The organism is Methanothrix sp., assembly GCF_030055635.1.
GTDB lineage: Archaea > Halobacteriota > Methanosarcinia > Methanotrichales > Methanotrichaceae > Methanothrix_B.
In genome coordinates, this window is sequence record NZ_JASFYM010000002.1 from 74,031 (window position 1) to 89,837 (window position 15,807).

Genomic DNA, 15,807 nt, shown 5'->3' on the forward strand with positions numbered 1-15,807 from the left:
CTCCAGTTCTGAATGGAGTTCTGAAGATGGGTTCCGAGATACCCGGTTCTGTAGAGGTGACCGAGCTCCTGCTTACGGCAGAGATATACAACAGGTTCGAGAGTCTCACAGAGGATGACCTGCCCTCAAGGATAAGAAAGCACTACTTCGACCCGGAGCACAGGGGAGTGAGACGCCCCATATACGTCACCATCTCTGATGTCGAGAAGATCTACAGCATAGAGGACGTGAGGAGCATCGCGAAGCGCCTCCCGTTCATCGATATAGAGGAGTTCGGATCCCAGCTGAGGCTCACAGTATTCGATCTCGGTGCCAGGTGGTTCGCCAGGGAGGGCATCGAGCGGGTGAGATCGAACCCCGTACTCGCTTACTACTACGAGAACTACGATCATCTCGATGTAAGCTACGCAGAGGCGAGGCGCGCGAACAAGCCGAGGTTCGCGGACCGCGAGTGGATCGAGGCCAAGATCAAGGAGCTTCAGGAGTCGGTACAGAACTCAGAGGATATGCTGAAGCTCGTCCAGATAAGATCTCCCGAGGATATCAGAGAGCGCATCGAGGATCTTGTGCTGACCGATGAGCAGAGGGCCGAGATATCAAAGATAGAGAAGGCGATAGAGCACAGGGAATACCTTAGAAAGGTCGGGCTGAGGGAGATAGGAAAGAGCCTCTTCGTCGGATCTCCCGGCACGGGTAAGACGACGACCGCGAGGGCGATCGCAGAGTGGCTTGGCATACCGCTCATCGAGGTCCGGCTATCTATGATCACCAGCCAGTACCTGGGCGAGACATCGAAGAACATCGACAAGGTCTTCGAGCTGGCCAAGCGGCTCAGCCCCTGCGTCCTCTTTGTGGACGAGTTCGACTTCGTGGCGAAGACAAGAACCTCAGATGAGCATGGCGCTATCAAGCGGGCGGTCAACACGCTCCTCAAGGCGATCGATGAGATAAGCCTGGTCGAGGATGGGGTTCTCTTCATAGCTGCAACAAATCATCCACAGCTTCTGGATTACGCTGCGTGGCGCAGGTTCGATAAGGTCCTGGACTTCCCGCTGCCTGATGAGATGATGCGCCGCAGGATTCTGGAGAAGATACTGTCCAGGATCGATGCTGAGGTGGATATCGATGAGATCGCAGGCCTGACCGATGGTTACTCCGGCTCAGATCTGCGCCTGGTTGTCCGTGAGGCGGTGCTGAACGCACTTCTGGAGGATCGCAAAACCCTAAGGCATATAGATCTCCTGCGCGCCATAGAGGACTTCGAGCACAGGATCAGGGAGCACAGAGGCAGAGTGGCTTTATGAGAGTCGTGATGCTCGGGACCGGCGATGCGATAGGCACTCCGAAGATAGGATGCAGATGTCCAGCATGTGTCGATGCTCTCAACGGCGGAAGGAGCCGGAGGCTCAGGTTCTCGATACTTCTGGAGAGTGAAGACGGCAGGGTGCTCATCGATACGAGCCCGGATCTGAGGTGGCAGCTCATCAAGATGGGCATAAGCAAGGTGGATGCTGTCATCTGGACGCATGCGCATTACGATCACTACGCCGGCTTCGGCGACTTTCACAGGGTGCAGAACCATGTGCCTGTATACGCGACCCGCAGCACGATGGACTACATAATCAGCTATCTCTACTTCCTCAGGCCAGAGCGGCATGATGTGAAACCCCTGGAGCCATTCGAGATCGCAGGCATGGAGTTCACGCTCTTCGAGGTGAACCATCCGCCGGTCGAGACTATGGGGGTGCTGGTCTCCGATGGTGGCAAAAGGGTCGTCATAACGAGCGATACGAGCGATGCTCTCCCAGAGGAGAGCCTGGATCTCATGAGAGACGCAGATCTTTTAATCGCGGATGCAATAATGCCACCCGGATACAAGCTAAACAAGCACATGAACGCTGAGGAGGCTATGTCTCTGGCGAGGAGGGTGAAAGCTAGGCAGACGGTGCTGACGCATCTGAGCCACCTGTATCCGCCGCATGATGAGGCAGTGAAGAGATGGCCGCTCGCACATGACATGATGCCCATCACGCTGTGAAAGGAGCAGATCGCGCTGGCATCCGGGCGATGAACTTGTATCCGTGTGCATTGTTGATAACGTCCTTAGCACTTTAATGTCTTAGCAATGAATTGCACCAGCAACATTGCTGGCGAGAAGAAATGCTTTCAGCAGTTTGCTTGAAAGCTGGAGAGCGACCATGATAAGCATGCTGCTTGCGGATTCCGAGCTTGAGCTCGTTCCGAAAGAGATCGTGGGGTATCCAGCGGTGCGGCTCAACGCCAAGAAGAGGAACAAATCTCCGGCGAAGAGCCTTCTGGATGCCAGCCTCCATCACTCAGCGATGCGGGCTCTCCCCATGGGAGATCGCCGCGGTAGGCCGGATATAGTCCACATCTTCCTTCTTGTGGCGCTGGAATCTGTGCTGAACAGGATGGGCCAGCTCAGGGTCTGCATCCACACTAGGAATAACGAGATGATAACAATCGACCCAGCGACAAGAATACCAAAGAACTATCCCCGCTTCGTTGGCCTGATGGAGAGCCTCTTCGAGGCCGGGAGTGTGCCGGATAGGGAGCCGCTTCTTGTGATGCATAGGGATCGTGATATAGACGCATGCATACGCGAGATGCCTCACGAAAAGGTCGTCCTTCTATCTCCTGATGGGAGGAGGGTCAGGCTAAGTGATCATGTGAGGGGATGCGATGGCGCTCTCTTCATACTTGGTGGCTTTCCGAAGGGGGATTTCATAAGCGATGTTCGCTCCCAGGCAGACGATACGATATCGATCTACGAAGAGAGCCTGCCGGTATGGACTGTGGCATCTGAGATACTTGTAAACTACGAGAACCACGTTCTGGAGACGGAGCAATAAATTGCCATCTCCAAATCTGCTGCAAAATGCAATTGGATGTTGATGGCATGCCGCCATCACGCAGTTCTTGCAGGGTCCCTGTTAATCCTGCTCAGGTGTCTCCTTCAGAACGTCATGCACCCTCTTCAGGTCCTCGAGGAGCTTGACGCCCTTCTCTGTAGTTGTATATGTAACAGTTGAGCCCTGAGAGACCTCAAGGAGACCACGGGCGATCAGAAGATCCAGGTACGGGTTGACAGTCTTGAAGTTCAGGTTCACCTGATAGACTATGGCGGTCTTCGTGGCACCGCCAATGCATTTCTGAAGTATCTCTGATATTATGCTCAGCTTGTCTCTTTTCAGCACCATCTTCTCATATCCAGGATACGAGATCAATTTAACATTATGACTTTGAGCCCCTCTTGCTGTGGGCTTAACTCACACATGAAGACATGAGTTTACGCCCTGGAACTCTCTATCATAAATGTATCAGTCATCTCTAGCAGATGTTATATAAAGATTTTATCGCTGCTCAGACCCGCTGTTTAGTCCCGAAACCTTTGACATTATATAGGCCGGCGTTTTGGCTGTGGGGGTCGTATTAGACCGTGTACTCGCATCATTGAAAGGCTGCATGCGACGTTAGAGGCGTGCCAAAAGGATGAAAGCGTTTGAGATGCGGGTTGGTTTCGTCCAAACAACCCGACAAGGAAGGTCAACCCTCCATGTCGTGCTTTCATGGTAAACGCTGGCATACGACATTAGAGGCTGCCAAAAGGATGAAATCGCAGCACTCAGTCCAGCCGGACTCATGATCTATCTTCGGATGTGCAGATCCCAGCATCTATACACAAAACAGCATGGTGACTTCCTCTCCGGCCTGAAGGCCGGAGTTTGCGCCCTGTTTATTCTCTATCACCATTAAGGCATATCCATGTGATTCAGCAGATCGGTGATCTCAGAAAGAGAGCCTACTGCCGCTGATTGAATCTACCAAGCCCCTCCGACGATTCTACCTTATGGGCCAAGACAAAAATGGCACCGTCATTCAGAGCTTTCTTATGCGCATCCTGCATCCGTTCTCAGAGAGCTCCGTATCCAGGCTCATGCCCATCTCCCGGAATGCGGATTTCCAGTGAACCTCTGAGCATGTCCTGCAGTGCTCCTTTGCGACAAGTGACGCTCCGAGCCTTGAGAAGGCCTTTGCACCCTCGAGAATCGCACACCGCTCTCTATTTATACCCACACATCCGTCGCTCTCCACCACCTCTATCTCGGAGCCGAACATGTTCTTCTCATTCGTCGCTATCGCAACCGCCACATCCAGCGGCTCTGTGAGATCGAGCCGCTTGAATGTCGCCGCCACCTGCCTGGCGCCAAGCTCCAGGAACTCCCTGACGCCCTTCTTTCCGAGCCTCTTTCCCACGTAGCCTATACTACCGTAGTAGTTTCCGAGCCACCATCCGACAACGCGCTGCTGTATCTCCGACAAAGTCAGTAGTGGTATGTCTGTCATTTTGCTCTACCAAACTCTAGATCTTTGGATATAAGAGGACCTCGGTGAGTCTCGGTTCAACCCACATGTTGAGGATCCCGGCGATTATACAAATGCGGACAGCGTATACACAGATCTCTCGCAGAAACCCTGGCGATGCAGAATCCGAATCTGTGCGATAAATTTGTGGCAGGAGGCCTAATGGGCCTCGCCGACGATGTCCTTTCCTGCTTCCTTGCCCATCACTGTCTCCAGCTTGCAGACATCCTTGCAGACGATCGTATCCTGCTCCTGGTACTTGGTATAGGGGTTCTCCGGAATCGTCACATCGAGACCCATCGCAGCTGCCACGAGCTCCACGACATCCAGCACCTTTATTGGAGATTTAACCGAGTTCCTGCCGTCCATTATGTTGCGCCTGCAGAACGGGCACGTGCTCGCTATGATATCAGCTCCAACCTGCTCAGCATCCCTGAGCCTGTTGACGGCGCAGTCCAGCGCCAGGTCTGGAAGCCCTGCCTTCACGCCGCCTCCGGCGCCGCAGCACCTCTGGAACTCCCTGCTCCTCTCCATATCGATGAACTTCAGGCCTGGAATGGACTGAAGAACCTCTCTCGGAGCCTCGAACGACCAGTCCCTGCCGTTTATGTGCATCAGGTGGCGACCGTTGTGGCAGGGGTCGTGGTATGTGACCTTGTAATCCACTGTTCTCTTGTAATCGACCGCACCCTCCCTTATCTTGTCTCTGAGGAATACCGACAGTGGCATGTTCTTGTACGGTATGTATCCCTCATACCACCTGGGCCAGTCGATCGTCGCTGCCCTGAGACATCCAGCACATGCGTAGAGGACGGTCTCGACGCCTCTGTCCTTCAGAGCGTCTATGTTGTGAACAGCATGCTCCTTCATCACAGGCCTCTGCCCTGTCCTGACCAGCGCTGAGGCGCAGCACCACTCATCCTTGCCGAGCATGCAGAAGTCCACACCGAGCGCATTCAGAACCCTCACCGTCGCAACACCGAGCGCCTGCTGTCTGTATGCCGCTGTGCATCCTGCGAAGTAGGCGATCTTCCCCGACTCATCGACCTTGGCGTCCTTCGGGACCCAGCAGAGCCTCTCCTCCTGCTTTGCCTGATACGGGTTTCTATCGGTCTTGAGCAGCTTCGGGAAGAATGACTGCTTTCCGTATGGGCCGTTGCCTCTGGCCACTAGATTCGGCCTTATCGCCTCCCAGAGCTCCACGGTGAGTATCGCGGACTCACAGACTGTCCCACAGACGCCGCACGTGGTGCACATGTATGTGTCTTCTGTGTACCTGTTCACCTCATCCTCATGGATCGGCTTTGGACCGAAGAGCTTCGCTCTGAGACCGTACTGGCTGTCGAGCATCTCCCTGAACTTGGCGATCTTGTACATCGGGGTTATCTCAGGCCTGTCCGGCCTCACAGCGTAAGTCGGGCACCAGTTCATGCACTCCTTGCATCTCGTACAGGCGTTCAGCTCCATGAGCTGTGTTGACATCAGGAAACCTGATATGAGAGGCTTATTGTTGGGCTTGTTATCTGCCACTTTACTCGCCTCCTCTGTTTGCGAGGATCGTCATCGGCGCTGCTATGACGTGAAGGTACCTGCTCCACGGGAGTATGAATGCAAAGAGGCAGAGCGCCAGGATCGTGTGTATCAGTGCGAAGTGCGGAGCGTAAACAGGATTTGCGAAGACATTTCCTACAAGGAACGCGTTTCCGCGCATCCACTCTGCATAGAATCCAGTTATCGTTATCAGGAAAACGCCTCCGATGAGCACCACATCGTAACCTGTTGTTGCATCCCTGACCTCCTTGAGCAGGATCCTGCGAAGTATCGAGATCGTTGAGCCGAAGAGCAGCAGATACCCGAAGATGTCAAAGGGCAGCTCCATAGCCTTCTTCACCATCTCAGCCTGATGGGCCATGCCAAGAATGTTATAGTGCTCTATAATATCCATGAAAAGACCGAGACCCGAAAGCGCAGCAAGTGTCACAAATCCATAAAAGATGGCCATATGCATGACCCATCGGACCGGGCTTCTTCGCAGCGTTCTCCTGAGAAGAAGCACGTCCAGTATAAGTGTTCTTATAAAGACCCATACTCCGTCCTTGAATGCCTCATGAATCCAGGTGGCAATGAACAGCCAGAAGCTGTGGGCGAGCGGCTCTTGGTATCCTGTGGAGCCAATGCCCCACTTTTTGAAGTTGAAATACATGCCGTAGAGCCAGACCGCCAGCACAACGACTGTCAAAGCTATCACGATGGAGAAGGTGAGGCCCAGTGTGTAAAACGCCATCTGATTTCCTCCTACGCCAAATCTGTTTTACGAGCAGCCGTTATCGGCGAAATAGTTACCTGTCACTAATACTTAAACATTCCTCCAAGCGGGCTCTGATGATCCCCGGGTACAGCCAGTGATTCCAGATTGCTGCAATCAACAGCTTCAGACATCATGCAGATGCACCATTCAGGGTGTGCAGGCCTCTTTAGGGAGACTGTCAGCGCTCCGGTCTTGGGTTCGAATAACTGAGTGTGCTCGAAGGTGTCGTGTACTTGAATCAGTGAATGGAAATTCAGGTATCTGCATTCACAGGCAGAAAAGATCACAAGTCCAGCAATGCCAGATGCTGCTGGGCTCGGTGATCTGAGTACATGACCCTCTGAGGAACCAGCCTGAACCGGCATAATGCCAGATGACTCCCACATGGTCACGTGCTGATTTAAGCAGTCGCTCTTATGTATCCGGCAGCGTGGAGGCCGTGCAGGGAGGTTGCTGGAGGCACGCATTCAATCGCCACGAACGCATAGCACCGCCACTATCTCTCCGAGCAAGTTATCAGATGGATAAGAGAGTAAGCAGTATGAGTACACAGCCTGTGGCAGACCACAATAGCCGTTATTCTACAGAGGATCATGGATGAGATTAATATTACTAACATATAGATTATGATTGCACAAAATAAAGTATTTATATTATAACAACAATACACAATGCTAAAAGAAGATTGTGATGTGCATGAGACAGTTCTCAGTAAGGGTTCTTGATGAGAGGGACGCTGAGTTTGTGGAAACCCTGGTATCCGTGGGCATACCCAGAAATGTGGCTGCCATGATAACATATCTCTCCAACGTTGAGGAGGCCACATCCAGGGAGATCGAGATAGGCTCAAACCTGAGACAGCCTGAGGTCTCAGTTGCGATGAGAGTGCTCAGAGCGAACAACTGGGTTGAGGAGAGGGAGCTCAAGAAGGACGGCAAGGGCAGGCCCATGAAGGTTTACAGGCTGACCGTGAGCCTTGATGAGATCATAAAGCACTTTGAGGAGGAGAAGAAGAGAGAGGCTGCAAAAATAATGGAAAGCATACAGAGGCTGAGGGAGCTGAGCACGAAGATCAGCCCGAAAGGATCTAGCCAGCAGATACAACCCGGATGATCTCGATCTCGCCTGGAATAACCACGTCGTTAAATGGAACAGGGACCCCGTCCCTAGTGATCACCACGGTCTCCGGGTTTATGCCAAGGAGATCCAGAAGCTCATAGTACGAGGTCCCCTCAGGCAGCATGATCTGCCTCTCAGCCTCGACATCGGCGAATATCCTCACAGATACAGATATCAAAACCTCTACTCCTCACCGCCTGCGCCCTTCAGCTCATCCAGGTGTGTCTTCAGCAGCTTCTCCTCAAGGCTCTCCATCTTCTTGCCGCCCTTCCTCTCGGTCTCGCGCTTCTTGAACTTAGGCACAAGCACCACCAGAAAGTAGGATGTCATCAACTGTATTAAGTTTTATCCTTATTTTTAAGGACGGACAGGATAATGGATTTGATGTGAATTATAAAGCATATCGTTATATCTAGATTCCAATTGATTCCATGGCTCATCCCAGTGATTCAACGGATCGGTAGTCTTGCAGAAAGGCGAGGTCGAATGCTGCTGGTTGTGGTTATCAGGTCTCGCCTCTCCAACAATTTGACCGTTATGACCTTGAGAGCACTGCAACTGCATCATGCTTCCGGGCAGATCCAGGGAGAGCCTTTTTAAAATATGAGCTGCATCTTTTCACCATGGGAAGACGAGCAGAGCGTCCCATGCTGTGGATGCTGCTTCTGATAGTCGTGGTTCAGATCCTCTCGCTTGGCATGATGCCCGCGCTCTCGGCGAGCGAGGTCCGGGTATTTGAGGACCCCTCCGCGACGTCTAACGCCGTACTCTACATAGTTCTGGTGCTGATATTCACAGGATTCCTGCTCCTGGCTACTAAGCTCGGCTGGGTCTGGCTCATCTCGGGGACGATCCAGCTCTGCCTCTTCCTCAGCGTCTTTTATGTTCTCGGCGTATACCTGCCATGGCTGCTGGCATTCTCGATCTCCATTGTCCTGATGCTTGCGATGATATACTATCCGGAGTGGTACGTGGTGGACTCGCTGGGGATTCTGGTGAGCGCAGGAGTCAGCGTTCTCTTCGGGATCAGCATGGAGACCCTGCCCGTGCTCGTTCTCCTCTCCATTCTTGCTGTTTATGATGCGATATCTGTCTACAAAACAAAGCACATGGTCACGCTGGCTGAGAGCGTGATAAAGATAAGAGCGCCTCTGCTCTTCGTCATCCCGAAGAGCAGAAGCTACAGCTTCCGTATCCAGGGAGCAGATGGAAGGGGGGCGTACTTCCTGGGTCTGGGGGACGCGATAATGCCATCGGTGCTGGTCGTCTCCGCGAACTGGTCTCTACCAGCGAATCATGCCATCTTCGGCGTCACTCTGCCGGCGATCGGCGCGATGCTCGGGACATACATAGGGTTCATGGTTCTCGCGGCGACCTCGGGCGAGAAACCGCAGGCTGGACTGCCCTTCCTCAACGGCGGAGCTGTGATCGGATTCCTCACAGGATGCATGCTATCGGGCGTGCGGCCGTTCTGAGCGAGACGCAGCTGGTTCTCTGGGTTCAGAGTGGTACGGCACTGCGCTGCGGGGCCCACTGAGTCCCAGGATGTTCTCGCCGCCTCTGGAATGCTGATGCGGTGAATTCCCCTCAGGCCTGAAGACCGGAGTTGGCGGCCTGCAGATCTCCATCATCGAGGTGCAACCTGAAAGTCCACCCTGCTCCTCCTTCCCAGGAGATATGGGGCAGATGAGTAGCGCACCATGAATTTAAGACCGCTATGAAGCGCCTCTGCAGGGTCCAGGGGTTCCACGACGGAGATGTCGATATGCTCGCCGTCCATCTTCCGCACGACCTCTGATGCCATCTGGAGCCTCTCCGAGTACTTCAGATCGATTATCTCACCGCCATCGATAAAGACCGCATCCCAGATGACGATCATGGGCTGGATTGACGACCGCCTCGAGCTCCTTCTACGGTTTATCAGCCGGGTGATCTGAGCGCGACCCCCCTCTGCATGCATCTCTCCCTCGAGCATTGCAGGTCCGATCATATCTGTTTCGAGCCCGCTGACAAGATGGCTGACATCCCTCCGCCTGGTGGTGAAGAGCCTGGAGCTCTCCTCGGATACATGGAGCTGGACCCTGATGCCTCTTCTCGCATAGCAGATGTGATCCGATCCGGTAACGAAACCATGCGCAGATGTGGGCTCCACCGTAGGGATATCCATCATGACGAAAGGAATACCGGGGGCGAGCCTTATCCCATCCAGAGAACCGGAGGATGCAGCCTCAGCGACCAGCCCCATCTCCGGCAGCCTCGAGTATGCATCCCATACCTTCTCGACATCCACCCCAAAGGCTCTTGATATCGCCGTCGCGATCGTCCTCGGCCCGATACCGGATCTGAGCCCTGCTGCTGTTAGCGCTATGCACCTTCCCTCAAGCGGCTCTGAGGAGAGCAGGAGACCTGTCAGCATCGACCTGCGCCTCCCCTCAGAGCCACGCCCCTTTGACTTCATGACCCTGTTGAGCACGCTGTGGACATAGCATATGTCGAGAGATGCTTCGCCTATGCCGGTCTGGCGCCTGTGGCGGATCGCATGCTCGGCCATCTCCCCGAGGTCGCCACCCTCGATCTGGTCGGAGATCGAGAATAGTACATCCATCATCACATCCCTTCCGGTGAGCTCCCCCGGACTCCAGCTCGGCCTTATATCCCCAGTCAGGAGCCGCACCGCCGGGCATATCTCCTCTCTGGATAACGATCTCAGCAGAGATGTCAGGGCGCCGATCCTGTCTCTGCTCCTGGAACTCAGGAGCTCCGCGATTCTCCTGTATTCAGTCATAACCCTCCAGGGCGCCGGGACGGCAGAAGCGTCAGGCAGCGGGCTGGATTTACTGTCCCGACCCATCGATGGCATTCATCGTCTGAGCAGCCTCAATATCACGGCGATCCCACACACGTTTATGGCCAGTATCAGGAGAGAGCCCAGGAGCCATCTCGGAACAACCCCTGAGCTGGACTCACGCAGGTCCACAGTGGTGTCATCGGAGAGCACGATGGATCTCAGATGGCCGTTGAGATACAGATCGTAAACTCCCCGCTCCAGCCCCCGGAATGTATAGCTTGAGGATCCACTCTCTCCTGCAATAACAGAGCCGTTTCTGCGAACCTCCACGCTGCCCGGCCGCGGCAGCTCCACACGCAGGGTGTATGTCCTTCGTATGGGCAGACTCCTTCCATCGCTCATCGCCAGATCTCCCTCGATGCCGAGCAGCGCCAGAAGCGTCGGAGCGATATCAGCCTGCGACCACTTTCCGCCGAGGACAACATCGTCGACGCCAGGACCGATTGCTATCAGAGGTATCCTGAGGCTCTCCAGGCAGTTCGAGTAGTTCTCTCCGGCATGCCCACCGCGTGATCCCTTGAAGGACATGCCGTGATCCGCGGTAACAATGAGAAGCACACCCCTCTCCCTGCATGCGCGAACTAGCTCTCCCAGCCCCACATCCAGGGCCCTCACCGCCCTGATGTACTCATCGAACCCCCTGTAATGACCTGCGGAGTCGATGCCGCCGAGGTTAACGATCAGCAGAAACGGCCGGTCCAGCCTTCTCACCATGTCTGAGGCCGCATCGAGCCCCCAGCGATTGTATCTGGAGTAGCCTGAGCTGTAAAAGCGGTAGGCGTGCATCCACTCCTCCATGATCTCCCTCACATCCTCCGGCAGATCGCCTCTCGATCCCATCGTAGGATCCCCCGAGAGGGAGTTGTTCTCGAAGAAAAGAACACCATCCTGCTCCAGGAGCAAGTTCATGAAGTCGCCCCTCTGGAGCAACGCGAGGCAGATGTACCCGCTGCGTCGAGCTGCATCGAATATCGTGGCGTTATCTATTCCCACCAGGATCTCATCCGCAACCGAGCATCCTGTGACAATCGTGCTGTGCCCCGGGACGGTGGACGGCGCCGGCGCCCGGATGTCGAGAACCCTGGCGCCATCGCTGAGGTTGAACAGCACCGCCTGCTCCAGCGGTCTTCCCTCCACTGAGTACGGCATGTGCTCAGGGTAGATGTAGCTCGACCCGAGCCCATCGACGATGAGAAGAACAGCTCCCCTAGGCAGCGCTTCACCGCCCGTGTACACGCCATCACTGGCGCAGATTGCTGGAGATATGAGAAGAAAAAGTATGAGCGAAAGCATCAGAAGTCTGTCATGATCCTGTACTGATCGATCTCGCTCTTCTTCAGCTGGCTCAGGAACTGCTCCGTCATATCCCTGACATCCTTCGATCTCGTTATCGCCCTGCCGACCACGATTATGTCAGCTCCAGCCCTGAGCGCATCCCTGACGTTATCAACCCTGATCCCGCCAGCAACCGCAACCAGAAGTCTCTTCCCGAGAGATTTGATCTCAGGGATGCTCTGCCAGGCATGCTCGCTGTTCTCCATATCGATCGCCCTGTGGAGCTCAACGACATCAGGAAGCACCGAAAGGCTCCTTAGAACCTCAACAGGATCGCTCACGTTGAGCATGTCCACTATGGAGTATATGCCGGTCTTCCTGGCCTCCCTGATCGCAAGCTCTATGGTCTTCCTGGGCGCCAGTCCGGATATGACAACAGCATCAGCGGACGCATCAGCAGCGAGCCTGACCTCGAGATTCCCCGTGTCCAGGGTCTTCAGATCGAGTATGACGAACGATCCTGGCCTTGCTCTCCGCACCTCCCTCACGACCTGAACACCGTGCATCTTCACCAGCGGCGTGCCGATCTCAATCAGCACATGATCGCTTCCTGGGATCTCAGACAGAACCCTCTTCACCTCGGCGAGATCGACGATATCGAATGCTATCTGCAGGTACGGCGGATCCCAGAGCCTCATTACCCTGTAGCCCATCACAGGATGCACGGATCTGTCCTTCTCGTAGAGAACCTTATCGACATCCGGGAATCCCTCCATTGCCCTCTGTATGGCGAGCTTCGTCGCGCCGTAGTTGTATCTGTAGATCGCATCGTAGTCCTTAGCATCCGGATGAATGAACACTGATACTATTATCACCAGCTCCTCGGCACGCTCCTTTGGGATCACACCCTCCTCCACCGAGTCTGCAACTGCCTTTGCCACAGCACTCTGAGCTGGACCGAATATGATGGCTGCCTGCTCCATGTTCTTCACGGTGACCTTCGGAACTATCAGCGTCGATGGCTTTGCCGGCAGGTTCGGCCTTATGACAGATAGAAGCGGTGTATGCCCGGCTGATAGCTGCGTGAGTCCATTCGCAAACGCAATGCCCACCGGACCGTCCTTATCCCCGATAAGCAGATCGATGTGAGCTACCTCGGGCTCCTTCCCGATAAGAGCCTCTCCTACTAAAAACAATCCTACACCTCTCATCCCGATCAAGGCTGCTGACGTATTAATCTTTCCGCCTGTCTGATAAAGCATGAGATGCTGGATTCCGGTCCAGGCGGCACTCTCAGATTCCACACGCTCCACCCCGGACCTGCCTGCCATTTCAGGAGGTCTGACGGTGACAGGAGAGCTGCTCTTACCAGAATCTCTGAGATTCTACACATGAGCCTGATGGGGCGGACTCTCTGAAGAATGCTCATCTCCGCGAATTATCGGAGGTCTGGATTGAGCCGGGTTTCCGGGATCGCTGGAGGCTATTTTTCCATCAATCCGCAGTTCGACCGGATGAGCCCTGAAGAAACCTCCAGCTCTGTCTCCATGTGCTGTCAGGAGATGTCTCTCATCTGCCAGAGCATCTCCTGGACGACTCCGGTCATCGCCGCTCTCCTTCTTGCCTCACTGATGAGCATCCTTGAGACGCGCTGCTTCGTGTAGAGATCCTCCTCCCACTCCAGATCACTGTAGCCGACGTCCATCAGCATCAGCCCCTCCGGCGGTGCGGTGGGAGCGCCGTGCGGGGTCGATGGATCGAGAAGCTCCTGGATCCAGCCCGCAGGTTTCTCGCCCGTGCCGATCAGCTCGAGGGCTCCGACGATACGCCGGACCATGTTCCAGAGAAACCCATCAGCTCTTATATCGAATACTACGATCCCTCCACGCTCGTTCACATCTATGGACATAACCCTGCGAACCGTGTCCACCTTCGAAGTGGAGAAGTTCCTGAAGTCATGGGTGCCGACAAGATGCTCTGCAGCCTCTCTCACTGAGCTCAGGTCCAGATCCGGAGAGAACAGAAAGTACCTGTACTCCCTCCATAAGGCGCTCCACCTGGCGCTGAAACCGACCGGCGCGACAGCCCTGGCCCATGCCCACACATCGGATGGCAGGAAACCGTTGATCACCCTGGGATATGAAAGATGCGCGCTCTCCTCATCAATCCAGAAGTCGATGACCTGGCCGAGCGCGCTGACGCCTCTGTCTGTCCTTCCCGCATAGCAGAAGTCCCCGTTTGCAACCCCGATTCTCAGGAGAGCATCTCTTATGACGGATTCCACCGTCCGGAGACCCGGCTGCCTCTGGAATCCGTAGTAACGATCTCCGAGATACGCGATCTTCAGTGCAACCTTCATCGCATAAGAGATGGATTTGCCGCGGCGGCTATCTGCAGCCGCCTGCAGCCTGGTGCATAAAATTTTTGCTCATCTCAGCCGCTATCAGATCTCCCTCGGATCGGTGATCTCTCCTGTTATGGCGCTCGCCCCAGCGACCGCGGGTGAGCAGAGGTAGACCTTGCCCTGCGGGCTCCCCTGCCTTCCGACGAAGTTTCTGTTGGACGTTGAGAGAGAAACCTCTCCAGGACCGATCAGTCCGAAGCTTCCGCCCATGCACGGACCGCAGCATGGAGATTCGACGATCGCGCCCGCCTCCATGAACCTCTCTATGAGCCCTGCCCTGAGCGCCCTCATGTACTCCTTCCTGCTCGCGGGGATGACGATCATCCTGACGCCCCTTGCGACAGGCTCATCGTTCATCACCTCTGCAGCGAGCTTCAGGTCCTCGAACCGGCCGTTAGTGCAAGATCCCAGGAAGACCTGATCGATCTTCACATGAGAAAGCCTGCTGACGGGCACCACGTTGTCAACGCGATGGGGCATGGCCACCTGTGGCTCGAGATCGTCCACGTTCCAGTGTTTTTCTGTGAACACTGCGTCCTCATCCCCTTTAATCGGATCCTCGGTGATCCATTCCTTCAGGTATGTCATGGTCACCCTGTCAGGCTCCACGAGTCCAGCCTTCGCGCCCATCTCTATCGACATGTTGGTCATGGTCATCCGCTCTGCGACGCTCATCCTCTCGACCGCGGATCCAGCGAACTCGCATGCGAGGTAGTTCGCGCCATCCGCGCCGATATCCCCGATTATTCTGAGGATTACATCCTTTGATGTGACTCTCCTCGGCAGGCGCCCGTCTATCACAAGCCTGAGGGTCTGAGGGACCATGAACCAGAGCTTACCTGTAGCGAAGACGCTGGCCATGTCCGTCGAGCCGATGCCGGTCGCGAATGCGCCCAGCGCGCCGTAGGTGCACGTGTGGGAGTCGGTGCCGACTATCAGCTGCCCTGGAAGCACATGGCCGTTCTCAGGCATGACCTGATGGCAGATTCCGCTGAACACATCGTAGTTTATGATGCCCTGCTCCTTTGCAAATGCCCGCAGCATCTGGTGGTTCTCAGCCGCCTTTATGCTGTCTGCAGGCACCTGGTGATCGAAGAGGATCACGATCCTGGATGGGTCCCAGACCCTTGCTCCCCTGCCTGCTATCTCGTAGAAGCCCCTGACAGCAAGTGGCCCGGTTATGTCATGTATCATCGCGCGATCTATCGAGGCCATGACGAACTCGCCAGCTCTGGCCTCCCTGTTCGCGGCCCTTGAGAATATCTTCTCCGAGAGGGTTTGACCAGCCATGCTCAGGCCCATCACGCCCATGATAGATAAATCTTGACCCTGAAGCCAGTTCGAATCCCCCTGACGGCAGAGCCGCCACAAAAAGTCAGATAGCTGGCTGAGTACACTCCAGCCAGCGTCTTCCAAAGACAGTGATATCATCAGCTTGGCTTATGCCCCTGGAGAGCACAGGAGCTG

16 protein-coding genes are annotated in these 15,807 nt (G+C 55.0%); 5 read left to right on the plus strand and 11 right to left on the minus strand.

All coding sequences use genetic code 11. From position 1 onward, the window contains the following. Positions 1–26 precede the first annotated feature (26 nt). From QFX31_RS01345 to QFX31_RS01355, 3 genes are all read left to right on the plus strand, one after another. A complete protein-coding gene (locus tag QFX31_RS01345; RefSeq protein ID WP_348530346.1) occupies positions 27–1,304 on the plus strand; it encodes an ATP-binding protein in 1,278 nt (425 codons plus the stop codon). Continuing rightward, positions 1,301–2,038, plus strand: coding sequence for an MBL fold metallo-hydrolase (locus QFX31_RS01350; RefSeq protein ID WP_348530347.1), 738 nt, complete (start codon positions 1,301–1,303; stop codon positions 2,036–2,038). Before QFX31_RS01345 ends, QFX31_RS01350 begins: the two co-directional genes overlap by 4 nt. Before the next feature lie 160 nt (positions 2,039–2,198). Beyond that, positions 2,199–2,873 (plus strand): 16S rRNA methyltransferase, encoded by a 675-nt coding sequence (locus QFX31_RS01355; protein WP_348530348.1) that lies wholly within the window; start codon positions 2,199–2,201, stop codon positions 2,871–2,873. A gap of 81 nt (positions 2,874–2,954) precedes the next feature. Here QFX31_RS01355 and QFX31_RS01360 read toward each other — a convergent pair whose 3' ends face one another. From QFX31_RS01360 to QFX31_RS01375, 4 genes are all read right to left on the minus strand, one after another. Then, a complete protein-coding gene (locus QFX31_RS01360) occupies positions 2,955–3,221 on the minus strand; it encodes a winged helix-turn-helix domain-containing protein (protein WP_297759402.1) in 267 nt (88 codons plus the stop codon). A gap of 679 nt (positions 3,222–3,900) precedes the next feature. After that, complete coding sequence (locus QFX31_RS01365; RefSeq protein WP_348530349.1) at positions 3,901–4,368, minus strand: hypothetical protein; 468 nt, start codon at positions 4,366–4,368, stop codon at positions 3,901–3,903. A gap of 177 nt (positions 4,369–4,545) precedes the next feature. Further along, entirely contained in the window at positions 4,546–5,868 is a 1,323-nt protein-coding gene (locus tag QFX31_RS01370) for a heterodisulfide reductase-related iron-sulfur binding cluster (protein ID WP_348530350.1), read from the minus strand. Positions 5,869–5,917: 49 nt separating this feature from the next. After that, positions 5,918–6,670, minus strand: a complete 753-nt coding sequence (locus QFX31_RS01375; protein ID WP_348530351.1) for a heterodisulfide reductase — start codon at positions 6,668–6,670, stop codon at positions 5,918–5,920. Positions 6,671–7,390: 720 nt separating this feature from the next. Here QFX31_RS01375 and QFX31_RS01380 point away from each other — a divergent pair. Beyond that, the gene (locus tag QFX31_RS01380) at positions 7,391–7,807 is read left to right on the plus strand and encodes an ArsR family transcriptional regulator (RefSeq protein WP_348530352.1); all 417 of its coding nucleotides are present in this window, start codon (positions 7,391–7,393) and stop codon (positions 7,805–7,807) included. Here the strand turns inward: QFX31_RS01380 and QFX31_RS01385 are convergent. Both QFX31_RS01385 and QFX31_RS01390 read right to left on the minus strand, forming a co-directional pair. Then, positions 7,782–7,991 carry a MoaD/ThiS family protein gene (locus tag QFX31_RS01385; protein WP_348530353.1) on the minus strand — a complete coding sequence of 70 codons (210 nt, stop codon included), beginning with the start codon at positions 7,989–7,991 and terminating at the stop codon, positions 7,782–7,784. The genes QFX31_RS01380 and QFX31_RS01385 overlap by 26 nt on opposite strands. A 5-nt stretch (positions 7,992–7,996) precedes the next feature. Then, the gene (locus QFX31_RS01390; protein ID WP_324302409.1) at positions 7,997–8,143 is read right to left on the minus strand and encodes a hypothetical protein; all 147 of its coding nucleotides are present in this window, start codon (positions 8,141–8,143) and stop codon (positions 7,997–7,999) included. Between the two features lie 293 nt (positions 8,144–8,436). Here QFX31_RS01390 and QFX31_RS01395 point away from each other — a divergent pair, with 293 nt between their 5' ends. Further along, positions 8,437–9,288, plus strand: coding sequence for a presenilin family intramembrane aspartyl protease PSH (locus tag QFX31_RS01395; protein ID WP_348530354.1), 852 nt, complete (start codon positions 8,437–8,439; stop codon positions 9,286–9,288). A 152-nt stretch (positions 9,289–9,440) separates the two neighbouring features. Here the strand turns inward: QFX31_RS01395 and QFX31_RS01400 are convergent, their stop codons facing one another. The 5 genes from QFX31_RS01400 to QFX31_RS01420 all read right to left on the minus strand — a co-directional run bounded on the left by QFX31_RS01400 (position 9,441) and on the right by QFX31_RS01420 (position 15,630). Beyond that, entirely contained in the window at positions 9,441–10,598 is a 1,158-nt protein-coding gene (locus tag QFX31_RS01400; protein ID WP_348530355.1) for a hypothetical protein, read from the minus strand. A 75-nt stretch (positions 10,599–10,673) separates the two neighbouring features. Next, positions 10,674–11,954, minus strand: a complete 1,281-nt coding sequence (locus tag QFX31_RS01405; RefSeq protein WP_348530356.1) for an alkaline phosphatase — start codon at positions 11,952–11,954, stop codon at positions 10,674–10,676. Continuing rightward, a complete protein-coding gene (locus QFX31_RS01410; protein WP_348530357.1) occupies positions 11,954–13,132 on the minus strand; it encodes a bifunctional 5,6,7,8-tetrahydromethanopterin hydro-lyase/3-hexulose-6-phosphate synthase in 1,179 nt (392 codons plus the stop codon). Before QFX31_RS01410 ends, QFX31_RS01405 begins: the two co-directional genes overlap by 1 nt. 359 nt (positions 13,133–13,491) lie before the next feature. Continuing rightward, the gene (truA, locus tag QFX31_RS01415; protein ID WP_348530358.1) at positions 13,492–14,295 is read right to left on the minus strand and encodes a tRNA pseudouridine(38-40) synthase TruA; all 804 of its coding nucleotides are present in this window, start codon (positions 14,293–14,295) and stop codon (positions 13,492–13,494) included. An 84-nt stretch (positions 14,296–14,379) separates the two neighbouring features. Then, the gene (locus tag QFX31_RS01420; protein ID WP_348530359.1) at positions 14,380–15,630 is read right to left on the minus strand and encodes a 3-isopropylmalate dehydratase large subunit; all 1,251 of its coding nucleotides are present in this window, start codon (positions 15,628–15,630) and stop codon (positions 14,380–14,382) included. Between the last annotated feature and the right edge of the window lie 177 nt (positions 15,631–15,807).

What these genes read in the sequence shown, in the direction of transcription:
- QFX31_RS01345 (WP_348530346.1), top strand. Translation starts at nt 27, where the DNA reads ATGGGTTCCGAGATACCCGGTTCTGTAGAGGTGACCGAGCTCCTGCTT.
- QFX31_RS01350 (WP_348530347.1), top strand. Translation starts at nt 1,301, where the DNA reads ATGAGAGTCGTGATGCTCGGGACCGGCGATGCGATAGGCACTCCGAAG.
- QFX31_RS01355 (WP_348530348.1), top strand. Translation starts at nt 2,199, where the DNA reads ATGATAAGCATGCTGCTTGCGGATTCCGAGCTTGAGCTCGTTCCGAAA.
- QFX31_RS01360 (WP_297759402.1), bottom strand. Translation starts at nt 3,221, where the DNA reads ATGGTGCTGAAAAGAGACAAGCTGAGCATAATATCAGAGATACTTCAG.
- QFX31_RS01365 (WP_348530349.1), bottom strand. Translation starts at nt 4,368, where the DNA reads ATGACAGACATACCACTACTGACTTTGTCGGAGATACAGCAGCGCGTT.
- QFX31_RS01370 (WP_348530350.1), bottom strand. Translation starts at nt 5,868, where the DNA reads ATGTCAACACAGCTCATGGAGCTGAACGCCTGTACGAGATGCAAGGAG.
- QFX31_RS01375 (WP_348530351.1), bottom strand. Translation starts at nt 6,670, where the DNA reads ATGGCGTTTTACACACTGGGCCTCACCTTCTCCATCGTGATAGCTTTG.
- QFX31_RS01380 (WP_348530352.1), top strand. Translation starts at nt 7,391, where the DNA reads ATGAGACAGTTCTCAGTAAGGGTTCTTGATGAGAGGGACGCTGAGTTT.
- QFX31_RS01390 (WP_324302409.1), bottom strand. Translation starts at nt 8,143, where the DNA reads ATGACATCCTACTTTCTGGTGGTGCTTGTGCCTAAGTTCAAGAAGCGC.
- QFX31_RS01395 (WP_348530354.1), top strand. Translation starts at nt 8,437, where the DNA reads ATGGGAAGACGAGCAGAGCGTCCCATGCTGTGGATGCTGCTTCTGATA.
- QFX31_RS01400 (WP_348530355.1), bottom strand. Translation starts at nt 10,598, where the DNA reads ATGACTGAATACAGGAGAATCGCGGAGCTCCTGAGTTCCAGGAGCAGA.
- QFX31_RS01405 (WP_348530356.1), bottom strand. Translation starts at nt 11,954, where the DNA reads ATGCTTTCGCTCATACTTTTTCTTCTCATATCTCCAGCAATCTGCGCC.
- truA (WP_348530358.1), bottom strand. Translation starts at nt 14,295, where the DNA reads ATGAAGGTTGCACTGAAGATCGCGTATCTCGGAGATCGTTACTACGGA.
- QFX31_RS01420 (WP_348530359.1), bottom strand. Translation starts at nt 15,630, where the DNA reads ATGGCTGGTCAAACCCTCTCGGAGAAGATATTCTCAAGGGCCGCGAAC.